The sequence below is a fragment of the Streptomyces sp. UW30 genome (genome assembly GCF_008042075.1).
Lineage (GTDB): Bacteria > Actinomycetota > Actinomycetes > Streptomycetales > Streptomycetaceae > Streptomyces.
This window is the reverse complement of the sequence record NZ_RDBN01000005.1, coordinates 58,498-76,305: the sequence shown is the minus strand read 5'-3', so window position 1 is coordinate 76,305 and position 17,808 is coordinate 58,498. Positions and strand designations below refer to the sequence as shown.

Below are 17,808 nucleotides of genomic sequence, written 5' to 3'. Positions count from 1 at the left end.
TGAACGTCCCGGGCCTTGGCCGAGTTCCTATGACATCCGGCGCAGTGCGCGCACTGAGCGCAACCCAATCACTCCGACGACCGTCCCCAATACGAAGGAGACGACGGCGAGCATCAGGTGCACCCAGAAGTACGCCGTCGGGTGACCGTCGTCGAACGCGAGCCCGCTGCTGTCCTTGATCAGATTCTTGACGAAAGTGACCCAGATGATCCAGCTCCACACCCCGAAGGCGAGCAGGAACCAGGAGACCGGGCGGCTGAGCTTCATGAGTTCAGTATCAACGGCGCCTGTCCGGCCCTCCGAGCGGGGTGGGGACAGAAGCGGGACTTCCATGGCAACGGCATGTACGTTCTCCGTCGTGCCCGCACCCAAGAAGACCTCCAGGCGAGCCCTGCTGGTCACTTCCGCCGTCGTGTCGTCCCTCGCGCTGACCGCGCCCGTCTCCCACGCGGCCCCCAAGCCGTCACCGAGTACGAGCCCGTCGGCCACTCCCCCGGCGAACATGTCGACCGTGGGCGGCGAGCGGCTGGGGCAGGCCGGTACCCAGGCGAACCTCGCGAGCGGTGTCCCCGTGCTGCCCAAGGACCTGACCGCCCGCTCCTGGGTCATCGCCGACGCCGAGTCCGGTGAGGTGCTCGCCGCGCACAACGCGCACTGGCGGCTCCCGCCCGCGAGCACCATGAAGATGCTGTTCGCCGACACGGTGCTGCCGAAGTTCCCGAGGAGCGTCGAGCGCAAGGTCGTCCCGTCCGACCTGGCGGACATCGGGTCCGGCTCCAGCATGGTCGGGATAAAGGAGGGCGAGACCTACAGCGTCCACGACCTGTGGCTCGGCGTCTTCCTTCGCTCCGGCAACGACGCCGTGCACGTGCTGTCGAAGATGAACGGCGGAATCGCCAAGACCGTGAAGGAGATGAACGAGCACGCCGAGGAGCTCCAGGCCCTCGACACGTACGCGGTCTCCCCCGACGGCTACGACGCTCCGCGCCAGGTCTCCTCGGCGTACGACCTGACCCTGATCGCCCGCTCCGGGCTCCAGAAGAAGGACTTCCGCGAGTACTGCTCGACGGTCACCGCCAAGTTCCCGGGCCAGACGACGAAGAACAAGAAGGGCAAGTCCGTCCGCGAGTCCTTCGAGATCCAGAACACCAACCGGCTGCTGGCCGGCGACAGCGACATCCCGGTGTACCAGGGCATCGCGGGCGTCAAGAACGGCAACACGACGAACGCGGGAGCCACCTTCACGGGCGTGGCGGAGCGGAACGGCAAGGTGCTGCTCGTCACGGTCATGAACCCGGAGAAGAGCGAGCACAACGAGGTCTACAAGGAGACCGCGCGGCTCTTCGACTGGGGTTTCCAGGCGGCCGGGAAGGTCCAGCCGGTGGGTGAGCTGGTGCCGCCCAGGGGCGCGGCGCAGGCCAGCGCACAGCCGGGTGCGAACGACTCCGGGCAGGCCGGTGGCGCCGGGGACGGCGAGAAGTCCCCGAAGTCGGCGGTGGGCGCCTCGGCCGCGAGCGGTTCGACCGGCATCGGGGTGGCGCTCGGGATCACCGGCGGAGCGCTGGTGCTGCTCGCGGCGGGCGCGTTCCTGATCAACCGCCGCTGGCCGCTGCCCGACCTGGTGCGCCGCCGGGGCCGTTCCTGACGCCGGGCTCCTCTGATTCGGCGGCTGAGCCCTCGGACTCGGCCGCCGAGCCGTCGGACACGTCCGCCGCATCCTCGGAAGCCTCCGCCGAGTCCTCCGAGTCGGCCTCCGAGTCGGCCTGCGAGTCCTCGGACTCGTCGGCGAGTTCTGCCTCCTTGCCGCTCGTCGCCGTCCACGCGGCGCAGAACACCACCAGTTTCGCGGTGAAGTTGATCCATAGGAGCAGGGCGACCGGCACGCCGAACGCGCCGTACATGCTCTTCGTGGCCACGCCCTGCATATAGCCGCTGAGCAGCAGCTTCAGCAGTTCGAACCCGATCGCGCCGATCAGTGCCGCCACGACCAGCCGACGTCGCGGCGGTTCGACGCCGGGCAGCAGGGTCAGGACGTAGAGCAGCAGCAGGAAGTTCGCGAGTACGGCGACCAGGAACGCGGCGATCTGCAACAGGATCCCGCCCCAGCCGTCCTCGTCGATGCCCATCTGCCGGGTGATCCAGCCGACCAGGGCGGAGGCGACGGTGGAGGCCGCGATCGTCACGAGCACGGCGCCGCCGAAGCCGACCAGGACGCCCGCGTCCTTGGCCTTGCGCAGGATGGCGTTCTCCTCCGGGTCGGGCAGCTCCCACACCGCGCGCAGGCACTCGCGCATGGAGGTGACCCAGCCGATGCCGGTGACCAGCAGAAGGGCGCCCGCGATGAGTCCGACCGTGCCGGCGTTCTGGACCAGGCCGCCGATGTTGAGCTGGTCGGCGATGCCGGGCACCTGGTCGGCGATCTTGTCCTCTAGTTTGTTCTGCTGCTCCTGGCTGAGCGTCGCGGCGGCGATGGCCGCGGCCAGGGTGAGCAGCGGGAACAGCGCGATGAAGCTGGTGAAGGTCATCGCGGCGGCCAGCCGTGTCCACTTCACCCGGTCCATGCGCTCGTACGACCGCCACGCGTGCGTGGCCATCAGCCAGGTCATCGCGGACCCGACGACGGGGAGTTTTTTCAGCCAGTCCATGATCCGACTCTGCCCTCCGCTCGGCAGACCAATGTCCGAGTGCCCCAAAACCGCAGGATCGTAGCCAGCATCATGCCGATCGGGCAGAGCAGCTGTACGACCGCTCGCTCCGGCGACGTTCACCACGCGGAAGCCGGCGTGGGGGCGCAGGAGGCCCCTGCGGGGGTGCCTAGCAATTGGCCACCGCCAAGCCGTACATGGCCGCCGACACCATGAACAGCGCCCCGAACCCGGTCGTGATCAGGAACCAGCGCCGACAGAGCGAGAACTACGACCATATTGGGCGACATCCCATTAATCACCCATTTTGCGGAGGGGAGGAATGTTTCAGGACTGATCGCCCGCATACGGGCGCTACGGTCGCCGACATGCCTGCCGACACCGTCTCCGTCTCCGTCTCGGGATGGGGCCGCACCGCCCCCACCACCGCCCGTCTGATCCGCCCCAGGACGTACGAGGAGGCCGTGACGGCGGTCCGGGGCTGCGGGACCCGCGGAGGCATCCCGAGGGGCCTGGGGCGGGCGTACGGGGACGCGGCGCAGAACGCCGGGGGCACGGTCCTTGACATGACCGGCCTGGACCGCGTTCACGCGATCGACGCCGACAGCGGCATCGTGCTGTGCGACGCCGGGGTCTCCCTGCACCGGCTGATGGAGGTACTGCTCCCGCTGGGCTGGTTCGTACCGGTGACGCCCGGCACCCGCTATGTGACGGTCGGCGGCGCGATCGGGGCCGACATCCACGGCAGGAACCACCACGTCTCGGGCTCCTTCTCGCGCCACGTCCTGTCGCTGGAACTCCTCACCGCCGACGGCGAGATCCGCACCGTCGGCCGCGGCACGCCCCTGTTCGACGCGACCACCGGCGGCATGGGCCTGACCGGCGTGATCCTCACCGCGACGATCCAGCTCCAGCCCGTGGTGACCTCGCTGATGTCGGTCGACACCGAGCGCGCGCGGGACCTCGACGACCTGCTGGCCCGCCTGTCCGCCACCGACGGCCACTACCGCTACTCGGTCGCGTGGATCGACCTGCTGGCGAGCGGCGCGGCGACGGGGCGCGCGGTGCTCACCCGTGGCGACCACGCTCCCCTGGAGGCGCTGCGCGAGGGCACGCGCGCGCGTAGGGAGCCGCTCGCCTTCCGCCCCGGCCGCCTGCCCGCCCCGCCCGCTCTCCTCCCGGAGGGCCTGCTGAGCCGCCGCACCGTGGGCTGGTTCAACGAACTCTGGTACCGCAGGGCGCCACGCGCGCGTACCGGCGAACTCCAGAGGCTCGCCCGCTTCTTCCATCCGCTGGACGGCATGCCGCACTGGAACCGGGTCTACGGCCGGGGCGGCCTCGTGCAGTACCAGTTCGTCGTCGGGCACGGCCAGGAGGAGACACTGCGCCGGATCGTGCGGCGCGTCTCGGCGCACCGCTGCCCGTCCTTCCTGGCCGTCCTCAAGCGCTTCGGCGACGCCGACCCCGGCTGGCTCTCCTTCCCTGTGCCCGGCTGGACGCTGGCCCTGGACATCCCGGCGTACCTGCCCGGGCTCGGCGCGCTCCTGGACGCGCTGGACGAGGACGTGGCCGCGGCGGGAGGGCGGGTCTACCTCGCCAAGGACTCCCGGCTGCGGCCCGAACTGCTCGCCGCGATGTACCCGCGCCTGGACGAGTTCCGCGCGCTGCGCGCCGAGGTCGACCCGCGCGGGGTGTTCGTCTCGGACCTGGCCCGCCGCCTCGCCCTGTAGCCCCCGGCATCGGATCCCTCGAACCCTCCGAACTCCCGCCCCCATCAAGCCTCCCCGGCCCCTCAGACCTCTAGGAGCTGTCGTGAAGGACGCCTTCGGCCTCCCCCAGTCCCTGCTCGTCCTCGGCGGTACGTCCGAGATCGCGCTGGCCACCGCACGCCGCCTGATCGCGCGCCGTACCCGCACGGTGTGGCTGGCGGGACGCCCGTCACCGGCCCTGGATCAGTCGGCGGCCGATCTGCGCGCCCTGGGCGCCGAGGTGCGCACGGTGGCCTTCGACGCGCTCGATCCCGAGTCCCACGAGACGGTGCTCGGCAAGGTCTTCGCGGAGGGCGACATCGACATGGTGCTGCTCGCCTTCGGGATCCTCGGCGKCCAGGCGCGCGACGAGCGCCAGCCGCTGAACGCGGTGCGGGTGGCGCAGACCAACTACACGGGCGCCGTGTCGGCGGCCCTGGTCAGCGCGGGCGCGCTCCAGTCCCAGGGCCACGGCTCGCTCGTCGTCCTGTCCTCCGTCGCCGGCGAACGGGCCCGCCGCGCCAACTTCATCTACGGCTCCAGCAAGGCCGGCCTCGACACCTTCACCCAGGGTCTGGGCGACGCCCTGCACGGCACAGGCGTCCACGTCATGGTCGTACGCCCCGGATTCGTGCGCTCGAAGATGACCGCGGACGTGGAGGAGACTCCCCTGGCGACCACCCCGGAGGCGGTCGCGACGGCGATCGAGGTGGGCCTGCGCCGCCGCTCGGAGACGGTGTGGGTGCCGGGCACACTCAGGGTGGTGATGTCGGCGCTGCGGCATGTGCCGAGGGGCCTGTTCCGCCGGCTGCCGATCTGAGCGCTGTCCGAGCTGTCTGAGCGCTGTCTGAGCGCCCGCGTCGGAGGCGCCCCAAAGGGGCGCGGGGAGCTGCGCGACCAGCCACGACGGCGCCGAGGCCGAACAACGACATTAAGTCGCACCCACCCGTCCCGGCGCACCCTGCGGAGCTACCCCGCCGGGATCGACCCGCGCTCCACATGCCCCGCCTGCGGCGGCACCACGGCGCTCCCGAAGGCGAAGTCCCGCAGCTTGCGCCACACGCCGTCGGCGCCCTGCTCGTAGAGGGCGAAGCCGGCGCAGGGCCAGTGGGCCTCGTAGTCGGCGAGTTCCTCGAAGGCGCGGTCCATCGACTCCTCGTCGATGCCGTGGGCGACCGTGACATGAGGGTGGTACGGGAACTGCAGTTCGCGTGCGACGGGCCCGGAGGCGTCGCGGACCTGCTTCTGCAGCCAGGTGCAGGCCTCGGCGCCCTCGACGACCTGGACGAAGACCACCGGCGACAGGGGCCGGAAGGTGCCGGTGCCGGACAGCCGCATCGGGAAGGGACGCCCGGCGCCCGCGACCTCGACGAGGTGCGCCTCGATCGCGGGCAGCAGCGAGGAGTCGACCTCTGTCGGCGGCAGCAGCGTGACGTGCGTGGGGATGCCGTGAGCCGCGGCGTCGCCGAAGCCCGCGCGCCGCTCCTGGAGCAGGCTGCCGTGAGGCTCCGGGACCGCGATCGACACGCCGATCGTTACGGTCCCCACGTCGTCTCCTGTCGTCTCTCGGTGAGCTCGCGCCCTGTTGGTGAGCGTGAGTGGCCGCCTGCGCGGCCACCCGGCTATCGACTGTACGGCCACGACTGTGCTGCGGGCAGGCGCAACCGTAGTGATGTGCAGCGCTGTGCGGTGGTACGGCCGTGTTCCGGCCGTGTGCCGTGGTGCGGGCTCAGTGCTTGGCGGGCAGGAAGCCCACCTTGTCGTACGCCTGGGAGAGCGTCTCCGCGGCGACGGCCCGCGCCTTCTCCGCACCCTTGGCCAGGATCGAGTCCAGCGTCTCCGGGTCGTCCAGATACTGCTGGGTCCGCTCCCGGAAGGGCGTCACGAACTCGACCATGACCTCGGCGAGGTCCGTCTTGAGCGCACCGTAGCCCTTGCCGTCGTACTTCTGCTCCAGATCCGCGATTCCCGTCCCCGTGAGGGTCGAGTAGATGGTGAGCAGGTTGCTGACGCCCGGCTTGTTCTCGGCGTCGTAGCGGATGACGGTGTCGGTGTCGGTGACCGCGCTCTTGACCTTCTTGGCGGTGGCCTTGGGGTCGTCGAGGAGGTTAATGAGGCCCTTCGGCGTGGACGCCGACTTGCTCATCTTGATCGACGGGTCCTGAAGGTCATAGATCTTCGCCGTCTCCTTGAGGATGTACGGCTTCGGGACGGTGAAGGTCTGGCCGAAACGGCCGTTGAAGCGCTCGGCGAGATCGCGGGTGAGCTCGATGTGCTGGCGCTGGTCCTCGCCGACCGGGACCTCGTTGGCCTGGTACAGCAGGATGTCCGCGACCTGGAGCACCGGGTACGTGAACAGGCCGACCGACGCCCGGTCCGCGCCCTGCTTTGCGGACTTGTCCTTGAACTGGGTCATGCGGGAGGCCTCGCCGAAGCCGGTGAGGCAGTTCATGATCCAGGCGAGCTGGGCGTGCTCGGGGACGTGGCTCTGGACGAAGAGCGTGCAGCGCTCGGGGTCGAGGCCGGCCGCAAGGAGCTGGGCGGCGGCGAGCCGGGTGTTGGCGCGCAGCTCGGCCGGGTCCTGCGGGACCGTGATCGCGTGCAGGTCGACGACCATGTAGAACGCGTCGTGGGTCTCCTGCAGCGCCACCCACTGGCGGACGGCGCCGAGGTAGTTGCCGAGGTGGAACGAGCCTGCGGTGGGCTGGATTCCGGAGAGCACGCGGGGTCGGTCAGAAGCCATGTCCCCCATTCTCTCAGGTCCCGGAGGCCGGTCCGGAACTGGTCGGAAACAGATGGGAACCGATCCGTGCCCGGCGGTGTAACAAAGGTGTGAGGACGCGGGAGGGGGGCCGCATCGTCGATGAGGCCGCGGTGATCGCACGCGTACGCGCCGGAGAGCCGGAGGCGTATGCGCAGCTGGTGCGGGCACATACGGGCATCGCGCTCAGGGCGGCCGCCGCGCTCGGGGCCGGTGCGGACGCGGAGGACGTGGTGCAGCAGGCCTTCGTCAAGGCGTACTGCTCGCTGGGCCGCTTCAAGGACGGCGCGGCGTTCAAGCCGTGGCTGCTGGCGATCGTGGCCAATGAGACGAGGAACACAGTGCGTACGGCAGCCCGCCAGCGCACGCTCGCCGGGCGCGAGGCGGCGTTCGCGGAGGCGGAGCCCCTGATACCGGAATCGGCGGATCCCGCGGTCGCCGCCCTGGAGATAGAGCGCCGTGCGGCGCTCCAGGCCGCCCTGGAGAAGCTGAGCGAGGAGCATCGCCTGGTCGTCACCTACCGCTATCTCCTGGAGATGGACGAGTCCGAGACGGCCCAGGCCCTGGGCTGGCCCCGGGGCACGGTGAAATCCCGGCTGAACCGCGCACTGCGCAAGCTGGGGCGGCTACTGCCGGATTTTCAGCCTCGGGAAGGGGGTGATGAGCATGGGTGACGGACGGAAGCCTTACGACGATGACGGCGAAGGGGCGTACGAGAGCGGGGGACGGCGTGCGCACGGGCATGGGCGTGCGTACGGTCGTGAGGGCGCCGGGGGCGGCGAAAGCGCCGGTCGGAGCGGCCGGGGTGCCGTTGGCAGGGGCTCCGGTGACGGCGGTCGGCGTGGAGAGGCGGCGGCACGCCTGCCGGAGGAGCTGCGGGCGCTCGGGCGTTCCCTGGACGCGCGGGATGCGGCGGACGGCGCCGAGACGATGGTCGAGCGGGTGCTGGGGCAGATACTCGCCGAGCAGATGCCCGTGCCGGTGGCCGAGCCGCCGCGTGCGGCGCAGCGGCTGCGGGCGGTGCGGCGCTGGGCGCGGGTCCGCCGGCGTTCGCTGACCGCGGCGCTGTGCGGCCTGCTGACGGTGCTGGTGCTCACGCCCCCGGTGCGGGCGGCGGTCTTCGACTGGTTCGGCTTCGCCGGGGTCGAGGTGCGGTACGACCCGTCGGCGGTCCCCTCCCCCGGCGCCGAGGTCCCCGGCTGCGGCCGCTCGGTGTCACTCGCCCAGGCCGAGCGCCGGGCCGGCTTCGAGCCGCTGGTGCCGAAGGAACTCGGCGTGCCGGACGCGGTTGCGGTGACGGACGAGCCTCGGGGACGGTTCCTGATGAGCCTGTGCTGGCGCGAGGACGGGCGCACGATACGACTCGACGAGCGCCTGGCGAGCCTGGACGTCGGCTTCGCCAAGTCGGTGCGCGAACCGCCGGAGTGGATCTCGCTGGCCCCCGACGCCTCGAACAGCACGGCGGCCGACACGGCCCTGTGGTTCGCCCGGCCGCATCTGCTGACCTTCTGGCTGGTGGACGCGAGCGGGGAGCACTTCACCCGCGAGGAGCGGACGGCCGGTCCGACGTTGCTGTGGACCCACAACACCGAGGGCGAGAGCGTGGCGCTGCGGCTGGAAGGGGTGGCGTCGAAGGAGCGGGCCCTCGCGATTGCGCGGTCGGTGGAGAGGGCGTCCGAGGCGGCGTCGAAGTAGCCCTGGAAACAGCGGACCGGCGATTCAGGTCCGGATTCGTGGGCTGGATTCGCGGGCCGGGTTCGCTGTCCGGGTTCGCTGTCCGGATTCGCGGGCCGGATTCGCGGGCCGGATTCGTCGTCCAGGCAGCGTGGGCCAAGCAGCGTGGTCCCGAAATAGTCGGTTCGGGGTGGGAACCCAGGCGGGTCGGGCGGTGTACCAGAAGTGACAAGCGGCTCGGGGACGGGCCGCACGGGGATTGCTTCGGGTTGGGGGTTCGGATGTGCGGACGCGGACATGGGGTCGGTCGCCTGGAAGACCGGCTGGGGGGACAGGAGACCGGCTGCTCGGGCCGGTGCTCGCGCGGACGCGGCTGGTGGGCCGGCCGGCGGGGCCGGTGTCGTGAACTCACCGCGCTGACAGGGGCGTTGGCTGCGGCGCTGGCCCTGCTGCTGTGGGGCGCCGCGGCCCCGGCATCGGCCGGAGGACCGACGAGCGTGCTCCTGGTCTCCCCGGAGAGCACGGAGACGGCCGCCCTGTACTACTCCGACAAGGAGTACGAAGAGCTGCAGCAGCTGCTCGGCACACTGGGTGAGGGCACCCGTGACAAGCCGCCGGAGGCCGGACTGACGGCAGCCCGTCAGATCAACGTCACATGGATGGCTCATGACGTGTCCCCCTGGCGCCTCGACCAGGTCTACCCGGTCGACATGGGGAAGGACGTCTGGATACACACGGCGGCGCACCTGGACAGCACGCCGAACGGCACCTGGCATCGAGCCGATCACCCGTCCGAGCTGCGCACCCTGCTCGCGAAGCTGGGCCTGATGGGCAAGGTCTCCTCCGAGGGACGCGCGGCGATCTTCCCGCCGGACGGGGACGCGTCCGGGACGGACGACGGCGCGGAGGACTCGTCGGCGCCCGCGGCGGACGAGGCGGCCGGGACCTCCCGGGCCGGGGCGGAGTCGACTGACGGCACCGACTGGTGGTGGGCGCTGCCGGGCGCTGCGGCCGGAGCGATGCTCGCGCTGGTGCTGCGCCCCTTCGCCACGCGACTCCTACTGGACCGTCTGCGGGGCGAGCCGGGGCCGAGGCAGGAGCTGCGGGACATATGAAGACCGATCCGGGCGGAGGGTTGCGGCTCGCGCTGGTCGTGGTGGCATCGGCGGCGCTGGCTCTGTGGGGCACAGCGGCGGCCGCCTGGGCCACGCCGACGCAGGGCCGGGACGCCCCCGATGTGGCGATGGTGGTCGCGGGCGGCACGGGGCGTACGACGGCACTGCACTCCGGTCAGCCGGGCTTCGCCAGACTCTGGCAGCTGCTCCAGCCGACGTATGTCGGGACGGAGCGGGTGCCGCAGGACTGGGCGGAGGGGCGTCATCCGTCGATACGGATCACCGTGCTCTGGGGACTGACGGGAGTCGGCGGCTGGCCGCAGACGAACCGGGCGCCGGGAGGGGACGTGGCCATAGAGCGGCAGGACCAGCTGTTCCTGGCCGGGGACGGCACACCCTGGGTGCGCTCGGACCTCGCGCCGGACGTGGAGGACGACGACATCCGCTGGCACCGGGCACCGCGCTCCGTCTTCGAGCGGCTGGACCTGGGAGGACTCCTCGGCGAAACGGAGGGCGAGCTCATGGCTGCCGCTGCGGGAACGGCGGCCGGGGGCCGGTCCGGCGTGGTGTTGGGTGATGCCTGGTGGGCGCTGGCGGGGCTGGCCGTCGGGTTCGCGACGGGCGTCGGCGGCACCCTGCTGATACGCCGCGCGGCGGCCCGGCCGGAAGCCGGACCGCCGCGTCAGGAACCACGCCACGAGTTGATCGACCTGGATCTGTAGGTCGTCGGCGCGTAGAGGCGGGCGTCAGCCCAGGTCGATCTCCGGGTACAGCGGGAAGCCGGTGACGAGGTCGGTGGCCCGGTGGGAGATCTCGTCGGCGATCTTCGCGTCGAGGACGTGAGCGGCCTTGGACGGAGCGCCCGACTTGGTCGTGCCGGCCTCGGTGGACGTGAGGACGCGGTCGATGAGGGCGGCGACCTCGTCCATCTCGGCGGTGCCCAGGCCACGGGTGGTCAGGGCGGGAGTGCCGATGCGGATGCCGGAGGTGTACCAGGCACCGTTGGGGTCGGCCGGGATGGCGTTGCGGTTGGTGACGATGCCGGACTCGAGGAGCGCGGCCTCGGCCTGGCGGCCGGTGAGGCCGTAGGAGGAGGCGACGTCGATCAGGTTCAGGTGGTTGTCGGTGCCGCCGGTCACCAGGGTCGCGCCACGGCGCATCAGGCCCTCGGCCAGTGCGCGGGAGTTGTCGACGATGCGCTGGGCGTAGTCCTGGAAGGAGGGCCGGCGGGCCTCGGCGAGGGCGACGGCCTTGGCGGCCATGACATGCGGGAGCGGGCCGCCGAGGACCATCGGGCAGCCGCGGTCGACCTGGTCCTTGAGGGAGTCGTCGCACAGGACCATGCCGCCGCGCGGGCCCCGCAGCGACTTGTGGGTGGTGGTGGTGACGATCTGGGCGTGCGGGACCGGGTCGAAGTCGCCGGTCAGGACCTTACCGGCGACGAGACCCGCGAAGTGGGCCATGTCGACCATGAGCGTGGCGCCGACCTCGTCGGCGATCTCGCGCATGATCCGGAAGTTCACGAGACGGGGGTAGGCGGAGTAGCCGGCGACGATGATCAGCGGCTTGAACTCGCGGGCCGAGGCACGCAGCGCCTCGTAGTCGATCAGGCCCGTGGCGTGGTCGGTGCCGTAGGAGCGCTGGTCGAACATCTTGCCGGAGATGTTCGGGCGGAAGCCGTGGGTGAGGTGCCCGCCGGCGTCCAGGGACATGCCGAGCATGCGCTGGTTGCCGAAGGCCTGACGGAGCTCGGCCCAGTCGGCCTCGGAGAGGTCGTTGACCTGGCGGACGCCGGCCTTCTCCAGGGCGGGGGCCTCGACGCGGGCGGCGAGGACGGCCCAGAAGGCGACGAGGTTGGCGTCGATGCCGGAGTGGGGCTGGACGTAGGCGTGGCGGGCGCCGAAGAGCTCGCGGGCGTGCTCGGCGGCGAGGGATTCGACGGTGTCGACGTTGCGGCAGCCGGCGTAGAAGCGTCGCCCGATGGTGCCCTCGGCGTACTTGTCGCTGAACCAGTTGCCCATCGCCAGGAGGGTGGCCGGAGAGGCGTAGTTCTCGGAGGCGATCAGTTTGAGCATCTCGCGCTGGTCGGCGACCTCCTGGCCGATGGCATCGGCCACGCGCGGCTCGACGGCGCGGATCACGTCGAGGGCGGAACGGAAGGCGGTGGACTCGTTGGAGAGGGGCTCGGCTGACATGGGGACCTCCGGACGTCGTGTGCAGCGATCACGGTACGGCCCAGGCGCACGGCACTCGGTCTGGACTCGGTCCAGGGGCCGCTCCCCGATGGTTCGTCCATCCCAGCGCGCCAGTCACGGCCCGCCGATCAGCCTACCGGGCGCGCCGGTCAGCCATGGCCGCACGTCCACCATGCGAGCAACGATAGGAGGGGGGCCGCACGGCACTCGTAAGGCAGGAATTGGACAGTGGCCGCGAGCCTCGTGACTGCCGGGACACGAGCCCTCGCGGTGGCGGAAACGGAGAGCCCTGTGAGTACGTCGAGCACCACCCAATCGCTGATCGCCGCGATCGACGCGCACAGCGCGCACAACTACCACCCGTTGCCGCTCGTCGTGGCGACGGCGGACGGGGCCTGGATGACGGATGTGGAGGGGCGGCGGTATCTGGATCTGCTGGCCGGTTATTCGGCGCTCAACTTCGGGCACGGCAACCGGCGGATCCTTGCGGCGGCGAAGGCGCAGCTGGAGCGGGTGACGCTGACGTCGCGGGCGTTTCATCACGACCGGTTCGCCGCGTTCTGCGCGCAGCTCGCCGAGCTGTGCGGGATGGAGATGGTGCTGCCGATGAACACCGGGTCGGAGGCGGTGGAAACGGCCGTGAAGACGGCCCGGAAGTGGGGTTACCGGGTCAAGGGCGTCCCGGCGGAGATGGCGAAGGTCGTGGTCGCGGGCAACAACTTCCACGGCCGTACGACGACGATCATCAGCTTCTCCACCGATCCGGAGGCGCGGGCGGACTTCGGGCCGTACACGCCGGGCTTCGAGATCGTGCCGTACGGGGATCTGACGGCGATGCGGGATGCCTTGACGGAGAACACGGTGGCTGTGCTGCTGGAGCCGATCCAGGGCGAGTCGGGGGTGCTCATGCCGCCGGCCGGTTATCTGTCGGCGGTGCGGGAGCTGACGCGGGAGCGGAACGTGCTGTTCGTGGCGGACGAGATCCAGTCGGGGCTGGGGCGCACGGGACGTACCTTCGCGTGCGAGCACGAGGGAGTCGTGCCGGATGTGTATGTGCTCGGGAAGGCGCTCGGTGGCGGGGTTGTGCCGGTGTCGGCGGTGGTGTCGTCGGCCGATGTGCTCGGGGTGTTCCGGCCCGGGGAGCACGGGTCGACGTTCGGCGGGAATCCGCTGGCGTGTGCGGTGGCGCTGGAGGTGATCGCGATGCTGCGGACGGGCGAGTTCCAGGCCCGGTCGGCCGAGCTGGGCGCGCATCTGCACAGGGAACTGGGCCTGTTGACCGGGACGGGCCGGGTGACGGAGGTGCGGGGACGCGGGCTGTGGGCGGGGGTCGACATCGCCCGGGCGTACGGCACGGGGCGGGAGGTGTCCGAGAAGTTGATGGACCGGGGTGTGCTGGTGAAGGACACCCATGGGGTCACGATCCGGATCGCGCCGCCCTTGGTGATCGGGAAGGAGGATCTGGACTGGGGACTCGCCCAGTTGCGGGGCGTGCTCGGGCTGTGAGTGCGCCGGTGCGGGTGCCGCCTGCCTCAGCGGGGCGCGGTGTGGTCGAGGATCGCGGTGGCGAGCGGCTTGTGGATCTCGGGTGACAGCGCGTGGCCCATGGACGATCTCTCCATCAAGCGATACGATACGTCTCGTCTCGCACACTCTTGAGTGAGCCCATCGGTCCGCCGCACCCACAAGGAGCCCCATGGAGCACGTCATCGACCTCGACGAGGCACCCGGCATCCGCCTCTGGGCGGAGGATCACGGCGCTCCCGGCTCACCTCCCCTCCTGCTGATCATGGGCGCGCTTTCCCCCGGCCTCGGCTGGCCCGACGAACTGGTCGCCCTCCTCGCCGCCCAGCACCGCGTGATCCGCTACGACCACCGCGACACCGGCCGCTCCACCTGGGCCTACGACGACCGGCCCTACCCCCTCACCGCCCTCGCCGAGGACGCCCTCGCGGTCCTGGACGGACTCGGCATCGCACGCGCCCACGTCGTCGGCATGTCACTCGGCGGCATGCTCACCCAGCTCCTGATCGCCGACCACCCCGACCGCCTGCTGAGCGCGACCCTGATCGGAACGGGCGCCCTCAGCGACACCCCGTACCGCGACCCGGAGGGCACCCGCGTCCCGCCCGAGGAACTCCCCGGCGTCGACCCCCGCATCGTGCAGCTCTGGTCCCAGCCGTGGACGGACCAGGGCCAAGAGGCCGAGCTGAACCGGCGCGTCGAGCACTGGCGACTACTGTCCGGCGACCAACTCCCCTTCGACGCCGACTACTTCCGCACCCTGGAACAGCGGGTCATCGCCCACACCGGCCACCACAGGCCCGCCGACGCCCACGCCCGCGCCGACACCTCCGGCATGCTCCGCACCGAGCAACTCGCCCGGACCACGGTCCCCACCCTCGTCACCTCGMCCCCCGCCGAACCGCGGGGCGGGGGCTGCTCTTCCGGGGCGGTGATGTCGAGGAGTTGCACGCGCTGGTCAGTGCGCGGTTCGCGCCGCACCGGCTGACAGTGCTGGACGAGCACCCGGTCGACGGGCGGTTCCGGTGTGTGCACGAGGGCGGCGTGGCGCTGTACGAGCTGGGGTACGGGGCTGAGGTCGATGTCACGCCGGGTGAGCTGCCGGAGTTCTACAACATCCATGTGCCACTGGCGGGCGACGGTGTCGTGACGGCGGACGGGGTGGCCCTGGCGTCCTCGCTGAGCGTCGTCAATCCGGGGCAGCGGCTGTCGATGCGGTGGAGCGGGCAGACCCTGAACCGGGTGCTGATCATTCCCCGGGCCACGCTCGACGGGGCGCTCGCCGTGCGGCTGGGTGAACTGCCGTCCGCGCCGCTGCGGTTCGCGCCGGTGCTGGATCCGCGGGTGGGGGTGGTCGGGGCGTGGTTGCGCGTGGTGCGGGCGTTCGCCGAGTTCGCCGACTCGGAGTTGGCGGAGCGGTCGCCGCTGGGGGTGGGGCACTTCGAGCAGTTGGTGGTGAACGGGCTGCTGGACGCGCAGCCGCACATGCTCAGCGACACGGTGGCGGGGCGCGGGCCGGCGGTGCTGCCCAGTGCCGTGCGGCGGGCCGCGCACTTCTGTGCCGAGCATGCCCATGAGCCGATATCCGTGGCCGACATGGCGGTGGCGGCGCGGGTGAGTGTGCGAAGCCTCAGGGAAGGGTTCCGGGTGCATCTGGCCACGACTCCGCTGGCGTATCTGCGGCGGGTCCGGCTGGATCTGGCGCGGCGCGATCTGCTGGCCATCGCGGACGGGCACGGGCTCGGGACGGTCACCGATGTGGCGTTGCGGTGGGGGTTCGCGCACCTGGGGCGGTTCACCGGGCACTATCGGCAGGTGTACGGGGAGACGCCGTCACAGACGTTGCGGCGGGGCTCGGGCTATCCACAAAAGGGGGCGGTTTCCGCCGTAAGCGGATAGCTGGGTGGCGGGTGCCGACGCGATGCTGGAGTCCTGCCGCCCGGGTCGTGAACAGTGGTTCGGGGGAGCCGAGCCGGGCGGCAGCACCGGCCGCGCGGCCCGCTCTCGCCCGACTCGCCTTCCGTGTACGGCCGTTACAGGATCACGTGCGGCAGGAAGCGCGCGTACTCGTCCGTGATCAGGCCGGACGACTCGCGGATGCCGAGGCCCGCCGACTCGTCCTCGACGACCCACGCGCCGAGGACGACGTGGTTGCCGTCGAAGGCGGGGAGCGGGGCCAACTGCTGGTAGCAGCAGGGCTCTTCGCGGACGATCGGCTCGGCGGCGGGTTCGTGGATCGTGACGCCGGCGCCCTCCCTGCCCAGCAGGGGCTTCGCCACGTAGCCGGTGGTCGTCGCGAGGTCGCGAGGCCCGTCGAGGTACGCGGGGAGCAGGTTCGGGTGGTCCGGGTAGAGCTCCCAGAGGATGGCGAGGAGCGCCTTGTTGCTGAGGAGCATCTTCCAGGCGGGCTCGATCCACAGGGTCGTGCCCGTGCCGCCGCCGTTGTCGAGGGTGCCGAGGACGTGGTCGGCGAAGCGGTCGGTGGTGAGCCACTCCCAGGGATAGAGCTTGAAGCAGCTGCGGATGAAGCGGAGCTGGTTGTCGACGAAGCGGCCGGAGAGGCGGTCCCAGCCGATCTCCTCCATGGAGATCCAGCCGGTGTCCAGGCCCGCCTGCTCCGCGGTCTCCTTCAGATAGGCGACCGTCATCATGTCCTCGCCGAGTTCGTCGGCCGAGGAGTACGCGAAGTGGAGCGGGGCGCCGGGCGGGAGCAGGGCGGACTGTTTCTTCCAGGCGGCGACGAGGCGTTCGTGCAGGGAGTTCCACTGGTCGGCGCCGGGGAAGCGGTCCTCCATCCAGAACCACTGGGGCGAGGCCGCYTCGACCAGGGAGGTGGGGGTGTCGGCGTTGTACTCCAGGAGCTTGGCCGGGCCGGTGCCGTCGTAGTGGAGGTCGAAGCGGCCGTAGACGGACGGGAGTTCGGCGCGCCGGCGCCAGGCCTCGGCGACCGCGTCCGCGATGCGCGGGTCGGTGATGCCGAGGTCGGCGAAGCGGCCGGTGGAGGCGATGTGGTCCGCCGCGGCGAGGCACATGCGGTGGAGTTCCTCGACGGTCTCCTCCAGCGCCTCGACCTCCGGGAGGGAGAACACGTAGTAGGCGCTCTCGTCCCAGTACGGGCGCAGGGAGTCGTCCGGGTGGCGGGTGAGGGGGTAGACGAGGCCCTGTTCCTCGACGGTCTGCTGCCAGTCGGGGCGGGGCTCGATCGTGCGGCGCTGCATCTCGTACGGGTCCTGCTCAGCCGCCGCTGCTGCCCGAGCCCGAGCAGCCGAAGCCGCCTCGGTCGACGGCCTCGCTGCGGCTGAAGGTGCCGAAGTCGGCGTGGCCGTCGTCGATGTCGGCGTCGTAGTACCAGGCTGCGTCGGAGCTGCCGGTCTTCTTCTTGCCGCTCTTGCCGTACGAGGAGCCGGAGCCGGTGGTGGAGTTGCAGTTCTTGTCCGCGACGATCTTGTAGCCCTCGTAGGTGTAGCTGTCGCGGTCGACGCAGCGGCGGTCGGGGTCGGAACTGCAGGAGGTCAGGGCCGCGGCTATGACTCCCATGCCGCCGAGTACGACTGTGCTGGAGCGCAGCCTGCGTCGCGTTTCTGCCATGTGTGTCTCCCCCGGTGTTCCCTGTGCCCGGCCGTCGATGACCCGGCCGTCGATGACCCGGTTGTCGGGTCGGTTGTCCGTCGGTTGTCCGGTCGGTTGTTCGTGGTTCGTCAGGCGGACAGCCTAGAGATCGGTGAGAGTGCGGCTGTCGGAGGGCTGTCGATCTTCCGCTCGCCTACAGTCGCTTTGTGCTGTTTGGGATGCTGTGTGCGCTGGGTGCGGCGGTCTGTTTCGGTGCGRCGACCGCCGTCACCGCGAGACTGGACGCCAACGCGGCGCTCACGGCGTAGATGGGAAGCGACAGCAGGGCCACGACCTGCAGCACGAACCCCATCCCGTCCAGGCCCAGCCCGGCCAGATACCGCCACTGGCGCAGCGCCCGCAGCAGCACCCCCGCCTCGCCGCCCGGGCGACAGTCACCGTCCGGTCAATCCCCGCGGCTCACCCCGGCCAGACGATCGCCTGCACCTCGCTGTAGGCGGGTCGGGAGGGTGGTGGGTGTCATGCGCCGGCCGGCATCTTCCAGCGGGCGAGCACCTCGACGCCCACCACGACGAA

18 protein-coding genes, 1 pseudogene and 1 riboswitch are annotated in these 17,808 nt (G+C 70.9%); of the genes and pseudogenes, 10 read left to right on the top strand and 9 right to left on the bottom strand.

Translation table 11 applies throughout. From position 1 onward, the window contains the following. Positions 1-27: 27 nt before the first annotated feature. Positions 28-267 (bottom strand): SCO4848 family membrane protein, encoded by a 240-nt coding sequence (locus EAO75_RS01940; RefSeq protein ID WP_147993275.1) that lies wholly within the window; start codon positions 265-267, stop codon positions 28-30. Between the two features lie 91 nt (positions 268-358). On the opposite strand from EAO75_RS01940, the gene EAO75_RS01935 reads away from it, so the two are divergent. After that, positions 359-1,645 carry a D-alanyl-D-alanine carboxypeptidase family protein gene (locus EAO75_RS01935; RefSeq protein ID WP_261989114.1) on the top strand — a complete coding sequence of 429 codons (1,287 nt, stop codon included), beginning with the start codon at positions 359-361 and terminating at the stop codon, positions 1,643-1,645. Here EAO75_RS01935 and EAO75_RS01930 read toward each other — a convergent pair. Together EAO75_RS01930 and EAO75_RS46960 are read right to left on the bottom strand one after the other, a co-directional pair. Beyond that, complete coding sequence (locus EAO75_RS01930) at positions 1,593-2,645, bottom strand: YihY/virulence factor BrkB family protein (protein WP_147993273.1); 1,053 nt, start codon at positions 2,643-2,645, stop codon at positions 1,593-1,595. The genes EAO75_RS01935 and EAO75_RS01930 overlap by 53 nt on opposite strands. Further along, positions 2,633-2,816: pseudogene (locus EAO75_RS46960) on the bottom strand (GtrA family protein); the annotation flags it as partial. The pseudogene EAO75_RS46960 and the gene EAO75_RS01930, both read right to left, overlap by 13 nt. 197 nt (positions 2,817-3,013) lie before the next feature. On the opposite strand from EAO75_RS46960, the gene EAO75_RS01920 reads away from it, so the two are divergent. Further along, a complete protein-coding gene (locus EAO75_RS01920; protein ID WP_147993272.1) occupies positions 3,014-4,375 on the top strand; it encodes an FAD-binding oxidoreductase in 1,362 nt (453 codons plus the stop codon). Positions 4,376-4,457: 82 nt separating this feature from the next. Next, complete coding sequence (locus EAO75_RS01915; protein ID WP_147993271.1) at positions 4,458-5,213, top strand: decaprenylphospho-beta-D-erythro-pentofuranosid-2-ulose 2-reductase; 756 nt, start codon at positions 4,458-4,460, stop codon at positions 5,211-5,213. A gap of 149 nt (positions 5,214-5,362) precedes the next feature. On the opposite strand, the gene EAO75_RS01910 is transcribed toward EAO75_RS01915, so the two are convergent. After that, positions 5,363-5,941 carry a 2'-5' RNA ligase family protein gene (locus EAO75_RS01910; RefSeq protein ID WP_147993270.1) on the bottom strand — a complete coding sequence of 193 codons (579 nt, stop codon included), beginning with the start codon at positions 5,939-5,941 and terminating at the stop codon, positions 5,363-5,365. Between the two features lie 181 nt (positions 5,942-6,122). Further along, entirely contained in the window at positions 6,123-7,136 is a 1,014-nt protein-coding gene (gene trpS / locus EAO75_RS01905) for a tryptophan--tRNA ligase (protein WP_147993269.1), read from the bottom strand. Between the two features lie 89 nt (positions 7,137-7,225). Between trpS and EAO75_RS01900 the strand changes: the two genes are divergently transcribed. From EAO75_RS01900 to EAO75_RS01885, 4 genes are all read left to right on the top strand, one after another. Further along, a complete protein-coding gene (locus tag EAO75_RS01900; protein ID WP_187284268.1) occupies positions 7,226-7,828 on the top strand; it encodes an RNA polymerase sigma factor in 603 nt (200 codons plus the stop codon). Continuing rightward, positions 7,812-8,849, top strand: a complete 1,038-nt coding sequence (locus EAO75_RS01895; protein ID WP_410092165.1) for a hypothetical protein — start codon at positions 7,812-7,814, stop codon at positions 8,847-8,849. The genes EAO75_RS01900 and EAO75_RS01895 overlap by 17 nt, the downstream gene beginning before the upstream one ends. 407 nt (positions 8,850-9,256) lie before the next feature. Then, entirely contained in the window at positions 9,257-9,943 is a 687-nt protein-coding gene (locus EAO75_RS01890) for a hypothetical protein (RefSeq protein WP_261989112.1), read from the top strand. Next, a complete protein-coding gene (locus tag EAO75_RS01885; protein WP_410092163.1) occupies positions 9,940-10,665 on the top strand; it encodes a hypothetical protein in 726 nt (241 codons plus the stop codon). The genes EAO75_RS01890 and EAO75_RS01885 overlap by 4 nt, the downstream gene beginning before the upstream one ends. 24 nt (positions 10,666-10,689) lie before the next feature. Here the strand turns inward: EAO75_RS01885 and EAO75_RS01880 are convergent, their stop codons facing one another. Continuing rightward, complete coding sequence (locus tag EAO75_RS01880; RefSeq protein ID WP_147993267.1) at positions 10,690-12,138, bottom strand: glycine hydroxymethyltransferase; 1,449 nt, start codon at positions 12,136-12,138, stop codon at positions 10,690-10,692. Between the two features lie 31 nt (positions 12,139-12,169). Next, positions 12,170-12,266, bottom strand: a riboswitch (ZMP/ZTP riboswitch). Positions 12,267-12,429: 163 nt separating this feature from the next. Here EAO75_RS01880 and rocD point away from each other — a divergent pair. The 3 genes from rocD (at position 12,430) to EAO75_RS01865 (ending at position 15,561) form a co-directional block, all read left to right on the top strand. Then, positions 12,430-13,644 carry an ornithine--oxo-acid transaminase gene (rocD, locus tag EAO75_RS01875; RefSeq protein WP_147993266.1) on the top strand — a complete coding sequence of 405 codons (1,215 nt, stop codon included), beginning with the start codon at positions 12,430-12,432 and terminating at the stop codon, positions 13,642-13,644. 190 nt (positions 13,645-13,834) lie between these two features. Beyond that, entirely contained in the window at positions 13,835-14,650 is an 816-nt protein-coding gene (locus tag EAO75_RS01870) for an alpha/beta hydrolase (RefSeq protein WP_147993265.1), read from the top strand. Then, positions 14,608-15,561: an AraC family transcriptional regulator gene (locus EAO75_RS01865; protein ID WP_261989111.1), complete on the top strand. Its 954-nt coding sequence runs from the start codon at positions 14,608-14,610 to the stop codon at positions 15,559-15,561. The genes EAO75_RS01870 and EAO75_RS01865 overlap by 43 nt, the downstream gene beginning before the upstream one ends. 134 nt (positions 15,562-15,695) lie before the next feature. Here EAO75_RS01865 and EAO75_RS01860 read toward each other — a convergent pair whose 3' ends face one another. The 3 genes from EAO75_RS01860 to EAO75_RS01850 form a co-directional block, all read right to left on the bottom strand. Next, positions 15,696-16,880 carry a glutathionylspermidine synthase family protein gene (locus EAO75_RS01860; protein ID WP_147993264.1) on the bottom strand — a complete coding sequence of 395 codons (1,185 nt, stop codon included), beginning with the start codon at positions 16,878-16,880 and terminating at the stop codon, positions 15,696-15,698. A gap of 16 nt (positions 16,881-16,896) precedes the next feature. Continuing rightward, positions 16,897-17,250, bottom strand: a complete 354-nt coding sequence (locus EAO75_RS01855) for a hypothetical protein (protein WP_147993263.1) — start codon at positions 17,248-17,250, stop codon at positions 16,897-16,899. 175 nt (positions 17,251-17,425) lie between these two features. Then, positions 17,426-17,641, bottom strand: coding sequence for a hypothetical protein (locus EAO75_RS01850; RefSeq protein WP_147993262.1), 216 nt, complete (start codon positions 17,639-17,641; stop codon positions 17,426-17,428). Positions 17,642-17,808: the final 167 nt, after the last annotated feature.

Coding starts and splice junctions, on each gene's coding strand:
- EAO75_RS01885 (WP_410092163.1), top strand. CDS start 9,940: ATGAAGACCGATCCGGGCGGAGGGTTGCGGCTCGCGCTGGTCGTGGTG.
- EAO75_RS01855 (WP_147993263.1), bottom strand. CDS start 17,250: ATGGCAGAAACGCGACGCAGGCTGCGCTCCAGCACAGTCGTACTCGGC.
- EAO75_RS01880 (WP_147993267.1), bottom strand. CDS start 12,138: ATGTCAGCCGAGCCCCTCTCCAACGAGTCCACCGCCTTCCGTTCCGCC.
- EAO75_RS01930 (WP_147993273.1), bottom strand. CDS start 2,645: ATGGACTGGCTGAAAAAACTCCCCGTCGTCGGGTCCGCGATGACCTGG.
- EAO75_RS01920 (WP_147993272.1), top strand. CDS start 3,014: ATGCCTGCCGACACCGTCTCCGTCTCCGTCTCGGGATGGGGCCGCACC.
- trpS (WP_147993269.1), bottom strand. CDS start 7,136: ATGGCTTCTGACCGACCCCGCGTGCTCTCCGGAATCCAGCCCACCGCA.
- EAO75_RS01940 (WP_147993275.1), bottom strand. CDS start 267: ATGAAGCTCAGCCGCCCGGTCTCCTGGTTCCTGCTCGCCTTCGGGGTG.